Here is a 14,180-nt window from a genome sequence, read left to right as displayed (position 1 = left end):
GGCGCCACCGACGTGGTGGCCGAGCGCGGCGAGGCGGCGATCGAGGCGGTGCGCGAGCTGACGGGCGGTCAGGGCGCGCACGCGGTGCTGGAGGCGGTGGGCACCGAGGAGTCGATGCGCACCGCGATCTCGATCGCCCGCGACGGCGGCGCGGTGGGCTACGTCGGGGTGCCGCACGGCGGCAGCGCGGGCGTGGACATCGGTCAGATGTTCGGCCGAAACGTTTCGCTCGGCGGCGGGGTCGCACCGGCCCGCGCCTACATCCCCGAGCTGCTGGCCGACGTGCTGAACGGGTCGATCGAGCCGGGCCTGGTGTTCGACCGGACCGTGTCGCTGGCCGAGGTGCCCGAGGGCTACCGCGCGATGGACGACCGCTCGGCGCTCAAGGTGCGGATCGCGTCGTGAGGTCCGGGAGGGGCTGACGGTAGGTCAACTTCCCTCCCGGGGGCGGTACCGCGTCGCGGTACCGCCCCTTCCGTTTGCACGCAAGTTCCCGGCGGACACGACGCATTTCGGCCAGATTCCCGGCCCGTCGGTGTGAAGTGTGGGCCGAATGTGCCCAAACACTGTTCGCAGCGGGGTGATCGCTCTTAGCATGCATCGGCACGCGCGCTGGAGTGATGTCCGTCACTTCGGGTGCGCTCCACTTGTTCGCAGCACCGCGCGGACCGTCCCACCGTCCCTGCACCACCGCGCGGCCTGTGTCACCACGACGTCAGGAGAGATGGAGTGGATCATCCCCCGCAGCCCGGATCCTCCGCGGACAGCGCCGTCCCCGCTGCCGAGGTCTCCGCTGAACGAATCGAACAGACCCCGGAGTTCCGCGAGCTGCGGAGCACCTTCCGGGGCTTCGCCTTCCCGGTGACCGTGGGCTTCCTGCTCTGGTACCTGCTCTACGTGCTGCTCTCCAGCTACGCGCACGACTTCATGGCCACCAAGGTCGTCGGCCACGTCAACGTCGCGCTGCTGCTGGGGCTGCTCCAGTTCGTCAGCACCTTCGCGATCGCCGCCTGGTACGCGCGGTTCGCGGAGCGCCGGCTCGACCCGCCGGCCACCGCCCTGCGCGCCGAGTACGGACCGGTCATCACGCCCCGGGAGGCGGCCGAATGAGCACCACCGCGCTGCTGGCCTCCTCGGCCGGCGACCACCGCGTCCTGACCATGTCGCTGTTCGGCGGCTTCGTACTGCTCACCCTGGGCATCACGATCTGGGCCGGGCGGCAGACCAAGGACGCCACCGACTTCTACGCCGGCGGCCGGGGCTTCACCGGGTTCCAGAACGGGCTGGCGGTCTCCGGCGACTACATGTCGGCGGCCTCCTTCCTGGGCATCGCCGGCGCCATCGCGCTCGCCGGCTACGACGGCTTCCTCTACTCGATCGGCTTCCTGGTGGCCTGGCTGGTCGCGCTGCTGCTGATCGCCGAGCCGCTGCGCAACTCCGGCCGCTACACCATGGCCGACGTGCTGGCCTTCCGGATGCGGCAGCGCCCGGTGCGCACCGCGGCCGGCATCTCCACCATCGTGGTGTCGATCTTCTACCTGCTGGCCCAGATGGTCGGCGCCGGTTCGCTGGTGGCGCTGCTGCTGGGGATCGAGGGCGAGGCGGCCAAGCGCTGGACCGTGGTCGCGGTCGGCGCGCTGATGGTGCTGTACGTGGCGATCGGCGGGATGAAGGGCACCACCTGGGTGCAGATCGTCAAGGCGGTGCTGCTGATCGCGGGCGCCGCGCTGATGACCGTGCTGGTGCTGGCCAAGTACGACTTCAACCCGTCCGCCCTGCTGGGGGCGGCCGCGCACGCCAGCGGCAAGGGCTCGGCCTTCCTGGAACCGGGGCTGAAGTACGGCGTCAGCGGGACCAGCAAGCTCGACTTCATCAGCCTGGGCCTGGCCCTGGTGCTGGGCACCGCCGGCCTGCCGCACATCCTGGTGCGGTTCTACACCGTCCCCACCGCCAAGACCGCGCGCAAGTCGGTGCTCTGGGCGATCGGCATCATCGGCGTCTTCTACCTGATGACCCTGGTGCTCGGCTTCGGTGCGGCGGCGCTGGTCGGCCCGAAGGTGATCAAGGCCTCCAACGCGGCCGGCAACACCGCGGCCCCGCTGCTGGCCCAGCACCTGGGCGGCGGCGAGGGCACCACCGGCGGGGCGATCCTGCTGGCGGTGATCTCGGCGGTGGCCTTCGCGACCATCCTCGCTGTGGTCGCCGGCCTCACCCTGGCCTCCTCGGCCTCCTTCGCCCACGACCTCTACGCCAACGTGTTCCGCAAGGGCCGGGTGACCGAGAAGGAGGAGGTCCGCTCGGCCAAGCTGGCCGCGGTGGTGATCGGCGCGGTGGCGATCCTGCTCTCCATCTACGCGGAGAAGCTGAACACCGCCGCCCTGGTCGCGCTGGCCTTCGCGGTGGCCGCCTCGGCGAACCTGCCCAACCTGCTCTACTCGCTCTACTGGAAGCGGTTCAACACCACCGGCGCGGTCTGGTCGGTCTACGGCGGGCTGGTCAGCTCGGTGGTCCTGGTGATCTTCTCGCCGGTGGTCTCCGGGACCAAGACCTCGCTCTTCCCGCACTCCGACTTCCACTGGTTCCCGCTGGAGAACCCGGGGCTGGTCTCCATCCCGCTGGGCTTCCTGCTCGGCTGGGTGGCCACCCTGCTCTCCTCCGACCGGGCGGACCAGGCGAAGTACGCTGAACTGGAAGTCCGTTCCCTCACCGGGATCGGTGCGCACTAGGGTCCAAGATCCCTCACCGGCTCGGGCGGTCTAAGCTGGCGCCCGGTCCACCGTTCCCGGTGGGCCGGGCGCCGGATCGCTGTCCGTGGGAAAGGGAAGGTGCGCGGAATGCTCCTGGACACCTTCGGCCGACAGGCCGTCGACCTGCGGGTCTCCCTCACCGACCGGTGCAACCTGCGGTGCACCTACTGCATGCCCGAGCAGGGGCTGCAGTGGCTGGCCAAGCCGGAGCTGCTGACCGACGAGGAGATCGTCCGGCTGGTCACCGTCGCGGTGCGCGACCTGGGCGTGCGCGAGGTCCGGTTCACCGGCGGGGAGCCGCTGCTGCGGCCGGGCCTGGTGTCGATCGTGGCCGCCTGCGCCGGGCTCGACCCCCGCCCGGAGCTGTCGCTCACCACCAACGGGGTGGGCCTGGCCCGTACCGCCGGGGCGCTGCGCGAGGCCGGCCTGGACCGGGTGAACGTCTCGCTGGACACGCTGGACCCGGAGACCTTCCACACCATGACCCGGCGCCACCGGCACGAGGACGTGCTGGCCGGGCTGGCCGCCGCCGAGGCCGCGGGGCTGGTCCCGGTCAAGCTCAACGCGGTGCTGATGCGCGGGGTCAACGACCACGAGGCGCCGGAGCTGCTGGCCTGGTGCCTGGAGCGCGGCTACCAGTTGCGGTTCATCGAGCAGATGCCGCTGGACGCGCAGCACGGCTGGACCCGCACCGACATGGTCACCGCCGAGGAGATCCTGGACCGGCTGGCCACCCGGTTCACCCTGACCCCCGAACCGTCCGCGGCCCGCGGGGCGGCGCCGGCCGAGCGCTGGCTGGTGGACGGCGGACCCGGCACGGTGGGCGTGATCGCCTCGGTGACCCGGCCGTTCTGCCGGGCCTGCGACCGGACCCGGCTGACCGCCGACGGCCAGGTCCGCAGCTGCCTGTTCGCCACCGGGGAGACCGACCTGCGCACCGCGCTGCGCTCGGGGGCCGCGGACGCGGAGCTGGCGGCGCTCTGGCGGGCGGCGATGTGGGGCAAGAAGGCCGGTGCCGGGATCGACGACCCCGAGTTCCACCAGCCCGAGCGGCCGATGTCGGCGATCGGCGGCTAGCGCCGGTCGACGGCTACTGCTCGGTCCCGTCCCAGTCGTCCAGCGCCACCGTGTCGCGCAGGAAGCCGCGGACGCCGAGGAACTGGCTCAGGTGCTCGCGGTGCTCCGGACAGGCCAGCCAGGTCTTGCGGCGGTCCGGGGCGTGCAGCTTGGGGTTGTTCCAGACCAGCACCCAACTCGCGGCCGACCGGCACCCCTTGGCCGAGCACTTGGGAGGCCCGTCGGGGCCGTCGGCGGTCTGGCCGAAGAAGTCGAGACTCATGATCCACAGTCTCTCACCCGGCGGTCGCGGGTAGCATCTGACGCGAGCCTGCCAAGCGGTCGGACGGTGCGTCAGTCCGGACCGAGGGGGAAAGGGCGACGCCGGGCAGCCACGGGGGGAGCCGCCCGGCGTCGGTCCGTCGCTCCGACGGGGGATGCGGAGCGCGTACGCAGTATGTCACGACGGACCCCGGCGTTGGCTAGGCCTGACAAGATTTATTTGAGCTTCTCCTGAGGTTCAGGGGTGTCAATCGCCCGCAAAAACGGGCGAAACGGGCGCCGCTCGAGCAGGACTTGAGCTCGCCCCCGGTCTTGCCCGTGTACGGAGAGTCAGGATGAGGTGGCGTCAGTCCGTCCCGACCCGCCCGACCCACCGGTACCGCCGGGGCCGAGCATCAGCGGGGTGGTGGCCGGCACGTCGAAGGTGCTCGGCAGGCCGGGCGCCCGCTCCCGGCCGGCGTTGGCGATGACCACCGCGATGTAGGGCAGCAGCACCGCGCCGACCAGCGCGCCGATCGCCACGTACCGCTGCACGTTCCACAGCGCCACCGCCAGCAGCACGCAGGCGGTGCGGACCAGCATCGAGATCACGTAGCGGCGCTGCCGCCCCCGGACGTCCTCGGTCAGGCTGCTCCTGGCCCCGGTGATCCGGTGGACCTCGTGATCCTTCTTGCCCATCTGCACCGCCGCCTCAGCTCCGGCCCGGCCGCGACCGATTCCGCCCGGGTTGTTCCACGGTACGCCGGGCCGGCGCCGGCGGGCAGACCGGGTCAGCGAGTCGCCGTCAGGCGTCCTCGCCGAGCACCGCGAGGTACTCCGGCGGCACCGCGTCGGTGAGCCAGACCCCGTTGGCGCTGACCCGGAACTCGTGCCCGGCGGCGGCCAGCGCCCCCGCCTCGACCCGCAGCACCACCGGCCGCCCGTGCCGGGACCCGACCCGGACGGCCGTCTCCCGGTCGGCCGACAGGTGCACGTCCTGACGGCTCATCGGCCGCAGGCCCTCGCGCAGGACCACCGGCACGGTCCGGCTCGCGGTGCCGTGGTAGAGCACCGCGGGCGGCGGCACGGCCGGCAGCCCCAGGTCCACCGCGACGGTGTGCCCCTGGCTGGCCCGGATCCGCAGGCCGTCCTCGCTGTAGGCGAAGCGCTTCTTGTTGTTGTTGGCCACCACGTGGTCCAGCTGCTCCCGGGTGAGCGGGGTGCCGTGCCGGGCCAGGGCGGCGAGCAGGCTGTGCACCGCCACCCAGCCGCCCCCGTCCAGGGGCAGCCCGAGCGCCGCCGGGTCGTGGCGCAGCACTCGGGAGAGCAGTTTGGACGTCTTGACCGTCCGTCGTTCGTCGAGCAAGAACACTCCGTTCGCTAGGAAGCCTGACTGACCGAGCTCATGTTGAAGCCGCTGACCCGGACCGGCGGCATCGCGGCGCGGCTGAAGAAGTCGCCCCACTCGCGCGGCAGGCAGCGCTCGGTGCGGCCCGCCTCGGTGATCCGGCCGAGCAGGTCGACCGGGGACTCGTTGAACCGGAAGTTGTTGACCTCGCCGACCACCTGGCCGTCCTCGACCAGGTACACGCCGTCCCGGGTCAGGCCGGTGAGCAGCAGGGTGGCCGGGTCCACCTCGCGGATGTACCAGATGCAGGTGAGCAGCAGCGCCCGCTCGGTGCCGGCGACCATCTCCTCCAGCGTGCGGGCGCCGGCCTGGTCGGCGGTCTCCAGCACCAGGTTGTCCACCATCGGCCGCACCGGCAGGCCGGTGAGGCCGGCCGCGTGCCGGGTGGAGTGCAGGTTGACCAGCTCGCCGTCGCGGATCCACTCGGTGGGGCCGATCGGCAGGCCGTTGTCGAAGACCGAGCGGGAGTCGCCGGAGGAGTGGGCGAGGACGAACGGGGCGCACTCCAGGCCCGGCTCGGCCGGGTCGGCGCGCAGGGTGAGCGGCAGCTGGGCGAGCCGCTCGCCGAGCCGGGTGCCTCCGCCGGGGCGGCTGAAGACGGTGCGGCCCTCGACCGCGTCCCGGGCCTCGGCGCTCCAGGTCAGGTAGATCATCAGATCGGCCAGCGCGCTCGGCGGCAGCAGGGCCTCGTACCGGCCGGCCGGCAGCTCGATCCGGTTCTTGCCCCAGCCGAGCCGCTGCTCCAGCCGGGACTGCAGCCCGGCCACGTCCAGCCCGGCGAAGTCCCGGGTGGACTCGCCCAGCCAGGCCGAGGAGCCGCCGCCCTTGGCGTTGAACTGCACGCTGCCGGTGGGCTGGTCGTGCCGCAGCCGCAGGCCGGTGGAGCTGCCCAGGTAGGTGGAGGTCAGCTCGTGCTGGGCGAAGCCGTAGAGCGCGTGGCCGGCCGCGCGGGCCCGGGCGAAGGCGGCGCCGAGCTCCGGGGCGAAGTCGGCGAAGACGTCGATCGAGGTCTCGGCCGGCGCGGCGGTGAAGTCCCCGGTGGAGACGGCGCCGGGGGGCAGCAGCGGCTGGGCGTCCTCGGCCGGCTCGGCCGCGCGGGCCGCGGCCTCGGCGGCCCGGACCAGCTCCTCGACCTCGGCGGTGGTGACCGCCTCGCGGGCCACCACGCCGCTGGCGGTCCCGCGGGCGCCGTCCACGGTGGCGATCACGGTGAGCCGGCGGCCGCGGGTGACGCCGTTGGTGGTCAGCGCGCCGCCGGGGTGGTTGTCCAGGGCGGCCCAGCGCAGGTTGGCGGTGGACTCCTCGTCCACCAGGACCACGCAGCCGTCGGTCCGGGAGAGCTCCAGGGCCTGCTCGACCAGCTGGTGCGGAGCGTTCTTCTCGGGCATCAGCGACCCGCCTCCTGCTGCGTGTTGAGCACGTTGACCTGGGTGAAGAGAGCGGACGGGCAGCCGTGGCTGACCGCCGCGACCTGGCCCGGCTGGGCCTTGCCGCAGTTGAAGGCGCCGCCCAGCTGGTACGTCTGCGGGCCGCCGACCGCCGCCATCGAGCCCCAGAAGTCGGTGGTGGTGGCCTGGTAGGCGAAGTCCTTCACCTGCCCGGCCAGCCGGCCGTTCTTGATCGCGTAGGCGCGCTGGCCGGTGAACTGGAAGTTGTACCGCTGCATGTCGATCGACCAGGACCGGTCGCCGACGATGTAGAGGCCGTCCTCCACCCCGGCGAACAGGCCCTCGGTGTCCGGGCCGCCGGCCACCGGCTGGAGCGAGACGTTGGCCATCCGCTGCACCGGGACGTGCGCGGGCGAGTCGGCGAAGGCGCAGCCGTTGGACCGGCCCAGGCCCTTGAGCCGGGCCATCCGGCGGTCCAGCTGGTAGCCCGTCAGGACGCCGTCCCGGACCAGGTCCCAGGACTGGGTGGCCACCCCCTCGTCGTCGTAGCCGGTGGTGGCCAGGCCGTGCTCGGCGGTGCGGTCACCGGTGACGTGCATCAGCTCGGAGCCGTACTTCAGGGTGCCCAGCCGGTCGAAGGTGGCGAAGGAGGTGCCGGCGTACGCGGCCTCGTAGCCGAGCGCGCGGTCCAGCTCGGTGGCGTGGCCGATCGACTCGTGGATGGTCAGCCAGAGGTTGGTGGGGTCGATCACCAGGTCGTAGCGGCCGGCCCGGACGCTGGGCGCCTTGACCTTCTCGGCCAGGTGCTCGGGCAGCTGGTCCAGCTCCCGCTGCCAGTCCCAGCCGGTGCCCAGGAGGTACTCCCAGCCGCGCCCGACCGGCGGGGCGACGGTGCGCATCGACTCGAAGGTGCCGGTCCGCTCGTCCACCGAGACCGCCTCCAGCGAGGGGTGCAGCCGGATCCGCTGCTGGGTGGTGACGGTGCCGGCCGTGTCGGCGTAGAACTTGTTCTCCTGGACGGTGAGCAGACTGGCCGTCACGTGGGAGACCCCGTCGGCCGCCAGCAGCCGGCTGCTCCAGTCGGCCAGCAGCGCGGTCTTCTCCGCGTCCGGCACCTCGAAGGGGTTGATCTCGTAGGCGGAGACCCAGGTGGCGTCGGCGTGCACCGGCTCGTCGGCCAGCTCCACCAGGTCGGCGCCGCCGGCCGCCCGGGAGACGGTCGCGGAGAGCCGGGCCACCGCCACGGCCTGCTCGGCCACCCGGGCGGCGGCCGCGGGGGTCAGCTCCACCCCGGCGGCGAAGCCCCAGGCGCCGTCCAGCACCACCCGGACCGCGAAGCCCAGCTGCACCTCGTCGGAGCCGCCGGCCGGCCGGGCGTCGCGCAGCCGCCAGTCGGCGCTGCGCACCCGCTCCAGCCGGAAGTCGGCGTGGCCGGCCCCGAGTTGCCGGGCCCGGTCGAGCGCGGCCGCGGCCAGTTGGCGCAGCGGCAGCGCGAGGAAGAGCGGATCGACGGCGCGGGCGGACTTCTCGCTCGGTGTCGGCGGCATCGGACTCCCTGAGGATGAGCGGGCGGTGCGGGACCCCAGGGATGTGGGGCCCCGAGCGCATCATGTCCCGTCAGGGCACTTCGAGACCAGCCGATTTGACTCGGTGTGTCAGGCCAGCCCGGTCCACCAGGCGTCCAGCTCCGGCGGTGCGGCCAGGTCGACCCGCTCGCCCGGGCGTGGCACCGCCACCGGCACGCCGTGCGCCTTGGCCTCGGTCAGCAGCCGCTCCACCGGCTCGGCCCACGGGTGCAGGCCGAGGTTGAAGGTGCACCAGTGGACCGGGACCAGCAGCCCGCCGCCGAGCTCGCGGTGGGCCAGCACCGCGTCCTCCGGGGTCATGTGGATGTCCGCCCACGCCTCGTCGTAGGCGCCGATCTGCACCAGCGCCGCGTCGAACGGCCCGTGCTGGGCGCCGATCGCCGCGTACCCCTCGAAGTAGCCGGAGTCGCCGGTGTAGAAGACCTTGCGGGTCGCGCCGGCGATCACCCAGGAGCCCCACAGCGTGGTGTTGCGGGTCAGGCCGCGGCCGGAGAAGTGGTGGGCGGCGGTCAGCGTGAGGGTGAGCTCGCCGAGGGTGCAGGTCTCGTCCCAGTCGAGCTCGATGATCCGGTGCTCCGGCACGCCCCAGCGGCGCAGGTGGCCGCCGATGCCCAGCGGCACCGCGAACGGCGCGGACTGGGTGCGCACCAGCCGCTTGACGGTGGCCATGTCCAGGTGGTCGTAGTGGTCGTGCGAGATCAGCACCGCGTCCACCGCGGGCAGCTCCTCCAGCTCGACCGGGACCGGGTGCAGCCGCTTCGGGCCGAGGTGCGCCGAGGGGGAGCAGCGCTCGCTCCAGATCGGGTCCAGCAGCACCCGGGTGCCCTCGACCTCCACCAGTGCCGAGGCGTGCCCGTACCAGGTGATCGACACGCCGTCGGCGGGGGCCCGGTCGGGGGTCGGCTCCGGGCGGACCAGCGGGACGGGGCGGACCGGGGTGCGGCCGTTGCGCTCGAACAGCATCCGCCGGAAGGTGTCCCGGTCCGGGCGGGTCGGGCCACTGCCGGTGCGGGCCGCGTCGGAGGGGGCGTTGCGGAAGGTGCCGTCGGCGTACTGGGGGGAGTTGCGGATCCGGGCGTCCCGCCCGTCCGGGTCGCGCCCGAAGGCGGCGGGCACCTCGCGCAGTGCCCAGGCGGCGGCGCCGAGCCCGGCGGCCACGGTGGTGAGGGCGAGCAGTCGGCCCCGGTGCGTGCCGGATCCAGGGGTTGCGTCGCTCATCGGGGGTGCCACCCACTTCTTGTTCCAGGAGATGCGGCCGCGCGGGCCGACCCCGGCGCCGTGGGTGGAACGGGTGCGTGGCGCCCGGTGTTCCCGGGGCGCGCGGCGTGACCCGATTGTCGGAAGACGACAGTTTCGGCGTGGATGACCTGTGGAGGGTCGATTTCGCTTGGTGACGAGTCGACCGATAGCGTCACTTGCGTCCGTTCACCGCACTGCGGGACCACCCCGTCGTCACGGGGCTATTCAGGGAGAGGTGGATCGTTGAGCCGCTCGGTTCTCGTCACCGGAGGTAACCGGGGCATCGGCCTCGCCATCGCCCAGGCCTTCGCCGAGGCGGGCGACAAGGTCGCCATCACCAGCCGCTCCGGCGAGGTGCCCGAGGCGCTGGCCAAGTACGACGTGCTGGCCGTGAGCTGCGACATCAACGACACCGCGCAGGTGGATGCGGCGTTCACCGAGATCGAGGCCAAGAACGGCCCGGTCGAGGTGCTGGTGGCCAACGCCGGCATCACCAAGGACGTCCTGATGCTGCGGATGACCGAGGAGGACTTCACCTCGGTCGTGGACACCAACCTGACCGGCACCTTCCGGGTGGTCAAGCGCGCGTCGGCGAAGATGCTGCGGGCCCGCAAGGGCCGGGTCGTGCTGATCTCCTCGGTGGTGGGCACCATGGGCTCGCCCGGCCAGGCGAACTACGCCGCCTCCAAGGCCGGCCTGATCGGCTTCGCCCGGTCGCTGGCGCGCGAGTTCGGCCCGCGCAACATCACCGTCAATGTGGTCGCCCCCGGCTTCGTCGACACCGACATGACCGCGGTGCTCAGCGAGGAGCGCCGCGCGGAGATCGTCTCGGGGGTGGCGCTGGGCCGTTACGCCGCGCCCGCCGAGATCGCCTCCACCGTGCGGTTCCTCGCTTCCGACGAGGCCGCGTACATCACTGGAGCCGTCATTCCCGTGGACGGCGGATTGGGCATGGGTCACTGAGCAACATGAGCGGAATCCTTGAGGGCAAGCGGATCCTGATCACCGGTGTGCTGATGGAGTCCTCCATCGCCTTCCACACCGCGAAGCTGGCCCAGGAGCAGGGCGCGGAGATCATCCTCACCGCCTTCCCCCGGCCCAGCCTGACCGAGCGGATCGCCAAGAAGCTGCCCCACCCGGTGAAGGTGCTGGAGCTGGACGTCTCCAACACCGAGCAGCTGGCCGGCATCGCCGACCAGGTGCGCGAGACCCTGCCCACGCTGGACGGCGTGGTGCACTCGATCGGCTTCGCCCCGCAGGACGCGCTGGGCGGCAACTTCCTCGACACCCCGTGGGAGTCGGTGGCCACCGCGATGCAGGTCTCGGCCTACTCGCTGAAGGCGCTGACCATGGCGCTGCTGCCGCTGATGCAGGACGGCGGCTCGGTGGTCGGCCTGACCTTCGACGCGCAGTTCGCCTGGCCGCAGTACGACTGGATGGGCCCGGCCAAGGCCGCGCTGGAGTCCACCAGCCGCTACCTGGCCCGTTACCTGGGCGAGCAGGACATCCGCTGCAACCTGATCTCGGCCGGCCCGATCGGGTCGATGGCCGCCAAGTCGATCCCCGGCTTCGGCGACCTGGCCGACACCTGGAACCACCGCTCGCCGCTCAAGTGGGACCTGACCGACCCCGAGCCCACCGCCCGCGGTGTGGTCGCGCTGCTCTCGGACTGGTTCCCGAAGACCACCGGTGAGATCGTCCACGTGGACGGCGGGCTGCACGCGATCGGCGCCTGATCCGCCACGGACCGCCTGCTGAGCCGCCCCCGGAGCACCGGGGGCGGCTCACGCGTCGTCAGACCCCGGCGTCCCGGCGCCGCGCGCAGGACCCGATCGCGGCGGCCGACTCGCGGGCCGCCCCGACCCCGTCCCGGTCGTGGATGGCGCTCAGGATCCGGTCGTGGCCGACGTACCGCTCGGGGGAGAGCACCGGCCCGATGTCCTGGCGCAGGTGGGCCCGCAGCACCTCGCCCAGGTCGGCGTAGAGCGCGGCCAGCACGTCGTTGTGGGCGGCGGCCACCACGGCCTGGTGGAAGGCGGCGTCGGCCTGCACGAAGACCTCGGTGTCGCCGCCGAACCAGGCCTCCTCGCGGCGGGCCAGCGCGGTCTCCAGCAGCACCAGGTCGCGCTCGGTGCGCCGCTCGGCGGCCAGCGTGGCGGCCGAGGTCTCCAGCAGCTCGCGCAGCTCGGCCACCTGGGTCTGCTCGGCGTCGGAGAACCGGCGGTGCATCACCCCGGCCAGCTCGCTGGTGGCCAGGACGTAGGTGCCCGAGCCCTGCCGGATGTCCAGCAGCCCGTTGTGGGCGAGCGCCCGGACCGCCTCGCGCACCGTGTTGCGGGCCACGCCGAGCTGCTCGACCAGGGCGGCCTCGGTGGGGATGCGCGAGCCGACCGGCCACTCGCCCGACGTGATCTGGGCCCGCAACTGGGCGATCACCTGATCGGCCAGCGGGGTGCGCCGGGGCGAGGACAGCGTCATGGGGCTCCTTGGTCGGTACGTCAGGGATACATCTTCCACCCGAAGACGACTGTCTCAATTCATCCCATCATTCTATGATGGCGCCTGTGCCGACCACAGAGACCCCGCGCAACGCGACGCCCACCGCCCGTACCCCGGATTCCGCCACCCCCGCCGACACCGCCGCCTCCCCGGGCCGGCGGCGGGCGCTCGGCTGGCTGCTGGCCGCCGCCGTGGCGCTGGCCGCGCTTAACCTGCGCCCGGTGGTCACCAGCCTCGGCCCGCTGCTCGCCCGGGTCCGCGCCGACCTGCACATGAGCGCCACGGTGGCCGGGCTGCTGGCCGCGGTGCCCTCGGTCTGCTTCGCGGTCTTCGGCTTCGCGGCCCCCGCGCTGGCCCGCCGGTTCGGGCCGACCGTGGTGGTCGCCGCCGGGACCGGCGCGATCGCCGCCGGTGTGGCGGCGCGCTCGTTCGCCGGGTCCACCGGGGTGTTCCTGGCGCTGACCGCGCTGGCGCTGGCCGGGGTGGCGGTGGCCAACGTGCTGATCCCGGTGGTGATCAAGCGGTACTTCCCGGAGCGGGTCGGTCCGATGATCGGCCTGTACTCGATGGCGCTGTCGGCCGGCACCGCGCTGGCCGCCGCCGTCACCGTGCCGCTGACCGCCGCACTGGGCGGCCACTGGCGGCTGGGCCTGGGCATCTGGGCACTGCCGGCCGCGGTGGCGCTGCTGGTCTGGCTGGTCACCCTGGTGCTGCGCCGGGACGGCAAGCAGCCGGCCGCCGGCGCGGCGGCCGGGCAGCGGCTGCCGATCGTCCGGTCCGGGACGGCCTGGGCGCTGGCCCTCTTCTTCGGCTGCCAGGCCACCGGCGCCTACTCGACCATGGGCTGGATCTCGCAGATCTACCAGGACGCCGGCGTGAGCGCGAGCGTCTCCGGGGTGCTGCTGGCGGTGATCATGGCCATCGGCGTGCCGGTCTCCTTCGTGCTGCCCAACCTGGCGGCCCGCCGCGGCGACCAGCGGATCTTCGTGGTGGTGCTGGCCGGCTGCGGGATCGCCGGCTACCTGGGCCTGATGCTGGCCCCGGCCGGCGGGGCCTGGCTCTGGGCGCTGCTGGTGGGCCTGTCCAACTGCGCCTTCCCGCTGGTGCTGACCATGATCGGGCTGCGTGCGCGGACCAGCGGCGGGGTGGCCCAGCTCTCCGCCTTCGTGCAGGGCGTCGGCTACCTGCTCTCCATCCCCGGGCCGATCCTGGTCGGCAGCCTCTACCAGAGCACCGGCGGCTGGCTGCTGCCGCTGGCCTTCATGGCCGCGCTGCTGGTGCCGCAGGTGCTGATCGGCCTGCGGGCGGCGCGCAACCGGCACATCGAGGACGAGGTCACCCCCGTGGCGGACTGATCCGGGACGGGTGCGAGACTTCGGCCATGCCAGTTCTCGAACCCAACCCGACCGACGGCCGCAAGAAGCTGCTGCAGCTGATGGGAATCATCGTCGGCGTGGTCGTTCTCGTCTCCGTCGTCGCCACGATCGCCCAAGCGATGGGCTGATCCGCACAGCAGCCGCCGACCGGCCGGTTTTCTGCGAAGCTGAGCCAATGAGTGACACCTCCCGCAGGATCATCGTGCTCCGCCACGCCAAGGCCGACTGGCCGCAGGTGGACGACCATGAGCGACCGCTCGCCGAGCGCGGGCGGCACGAGGCGCCGGAGGCCGGCCAGTGGCTGGCCGACTCCGGGATCAACCCCGACTACGTGCTCTGCTCCTCCTCGGTGCGCACCCGGGAGACCTGGAAGCTGGCCGCTCACGAACTGCCCAAGCGCACCCGCCGCACCGTCTTCGAGAAGCGGATCTACGACGCGACGGCCGGCGAGATCATCGAGGTGCTCAAGGAGACCCCCGAGGACGTGGGCGGCCGGCGGGGGGGGGGGCCCCCCCCCCGACCCCCCCCCCCCCCCCGCTCGTCCCCCGGCGGGGCGGGCGCCGCGGGGGGGCCGCCGCGGGGGGGGCGGGGGGGGCCCCCCGGGGCCCCCCCCCCCCCCC

The 14,180-nt window shown here is 72.9% G+C and carries 15 protein-coding genes and 1 pseudogene; 9 read left to right on the top strand and 7 right to left on the bottom strand.

Annotated elements, in window-relative coordinates; translation table 11 throughout:
• The 4 genes from ACFW1A_RS21080 to moaA all read left to right on the top strand — a co-directional run.
• Window positions 1–405, top strand: a 405-nt coding sequence (locus ACFW1A_RS21080) for a zinc-binding dehydrogenase (protein WP_380410651.1), incomplete at its 5' end; no start/stop codon positions are given.
• A 396-nt stretch (window positions 406–801) separates the two neighbouring features.
• Window positions 802–1,110, top strand: a complete 309-nt coding sequence (locus ACFW1A_RS21075; protein ID WP_380410652.1) for a DUF485 domain-containing protein — start codon at window positions 802–804, stop codon at window positions 1,108–1,110.
• The gene (locus ACFW1A_RS21070) at window positions 1,107–2,726 is read left to right on the top strand and encodes a cation acetate symporter (RefSeq protein WP_380410650.1); all 1,620 of its coding nucleotides are present in this window, start codon (window positions 1,107–1,109) and stop codon (window positions 2,724–2,726) included. Before ACFW1A_RS21075 ends, ACFW1A_RS21070 begins: the two co-directional genes overlap by 4 nt.
• Window positions 2,727–2,834: 108 nt before the next feature.
• Window positions 2,835–3,824, top strand: coding sequence for a GTP 3',8-cyclase MoaA (gene moaA / locus ACFW1A_RS21065; protein ID WP_380410649.1), 990 nt, complete (start codon window positions 2,835–2,837; stop codon window positions 3,822–3,824).
• A gap of 13 nt (window positions 3,825–3,837) precedes the next feature.
• Here the strand turns inward: moaA and ACFW1A_RS21060 are convergent, their stop codons facing one another.
• The 6 genes from ACFW1A_RS21060 to ACFW1A_RS21035 all read right to left on the bottom strand — a co-directional run bounded on the left by ACFW1A_RS21060 (window position 3,838) and on the right by ACFW1A_RS21035 (window position 9,664).
• Window positions 3,838–4,086 (bottom strand): hypothetical protein, encoded by a 249-nt coding sequence (locus tag ACFW1A_RS21060; protein WP_380410648.1) that lies wholly within the window; start codon window positions 4,084–4,086, stop codon window positions 3,838–3,840.
• A gap of 329 nt (window positions 4,087–4,415) precedes the next feature.
• Complete coding sequence (locus ACFW1A_RS21055; protein ID WP_380410647.1) at window positions 4,416–4,763, bottom strand: DUF3099 domain-containing protein; 348 nt, start codon at window positions 4,761–4,763, stop codon at window positions 4,416–4,418.
• Between the two features lie 106 nt (window positions 4,764–4,869).
• Window positions 4,870–5,430, bottom strand: coding sequence for an RNA 2'-phosphotransferase (locus ACFW1A_RS21050; RefSeq protein ID WP_380410646.1), 561 nt, complete (start codon window positions 5,428–5,430; stop codon window positions 4,870–4,872).
• Between the two features lie 14 nt (window positions 5,431–5,444).
• Window positions 5,445–6,860: a metallopeptidase TldD-related protein gene (locus ACFW1A_RS21045; protein WP_380410645.1), complete on the bottom strand. Its 1,416-nt coding sequence runs from the start codon at window positions 6,858–6,860 to the stop codon at window positions 5,445–5,447.
• Entirely contained in the window at window positions 6,860–8,407 is a 1,548-nt protein-coding gene (locus ACFW1A_RS21040) for a TldD/PmbA family protein (protein ID WP_380410644.1), read from the bottom strand. Before ACFW1A_RS21040 ends, ACFW1A_RS21045 begins: the two co-directional genes overlap by 1 nt.
• A gap of 108 nt (window positions 8,408–8,515) precedes the next feature.
• Window positions 8,516–9,664, bottom strand: coding sequence for an MBL fold metallo-hydrolase (locus tag ACFW1A_RS21035; RefSeq protein WP_380410643.1), 1,149 nt, complete (start codon window positions 9,662–9,664; stop codon window positions 8,516–8,518).
• Between the two features lie 264 nt (window positions 9,665–9,928).
• On the opposite strand from ACFW1A_RS21035, the gene fabG reads away from it, so the two are divergent.
• Both fabG and fabI read left to right on the top strand, forming a co-directional pair.
• Window positions 9,929–10,648, top strand: a complete 720-nt coding sequence (fabG, locus tag ACFW1A_RS21030) for a 3-oxoacyl-[acyl-carrier-protein] reductase (RefSeq protein WP_380410642.1) — start codon at window positions 9,929–9,931, stop codon at window positions 10,646–10,648.
• A gap of 5 nt (window positions 10,649–10,653) precedes the next feature.
• A complete protein-coding gene (gene fabI, locus ACFW1A_RS21025) occupies window positions 10,654–11,421 on the top strand; it encodes an enoyl-ACP reductase FabI (RefSeq protein ID WP_380410641.1) in 768 nt (255 codons plus the stop codon).
• A gap of 58 nt (window positions 11,422–11,479) precedes the next feature.
• On the opposite strand, the gene ACFW1A_RS21020 is transcribed toward fabI, so the two are convergent.
• Window positions 11,480–12,163: a FadR/GntR family transcriptional regulator gene (locus tag ACFW1A_RS21020; protein WP_380410640.1), complete on the bottom strand. Its 684-nt coding sequence runs from the start codon at window positions 12,161–12,163 to the stop codon at window positions 11,480–11,482.
• Window positions 12,164–12,240: 77 nt separating this feature from the next.
• Here ACFW1A_RS21020 and ACFW1A_RS21015 point away from each other — a divergent pair, with 77 nt between their 5' ends.
• The 3 genes and pseudogenes from ACFW1A_RS21015 to ACFW1A_RS21005 all read left to right on the top strand — a co-directional run.
• Window positions 12,241–13,539, top strand: a complete 1,299-nt coding sequence (locus tag ACFW1A_RS21015) for a CynX/NimT family MFS transporter (protein ID WP_380410639.1) — start codon at window positions 12,241–12,243, stop codon at window positions 13,537–13,539.
• Window positions 13,540–13,565: 26 nt separating this feature from the next.
• Window positions 13,566–13,688, top strand: coding sequence for an SGM_5486 family transporter-associated protein (locus tag ACFW1A_RS21010; protein ID WP_380410638.1), 123 nt, complete (start codon window positions 13,566–13,568; stop codon window positions 13,686–13,688).
• 47 nt (window positions 13,689–13,735) lie between these two features.
• Window positions 13,736–14,055, top strand: a pseudogene (locus ACFW1A_RS21005) (SixA phosphatase family protein); the annotation flags it as partial.
• Between the last annotated feature and the right edge of the window lie 125 nt (window positions 14,056–14,180).

Source organism: Kitasatospora sp. NPDC058965, from assembly GCF_042741245.1.
Classification (GTDB): Bacteria; Actinomycetota; Actinomycetes; order Streptomycetales; family Streptomycetaceae; genus Kitasatospora.
Note: the sequence above shows the minus strand (reverse complement) of the source record. Positions and strands in the feature narration are given on the sequence as shown.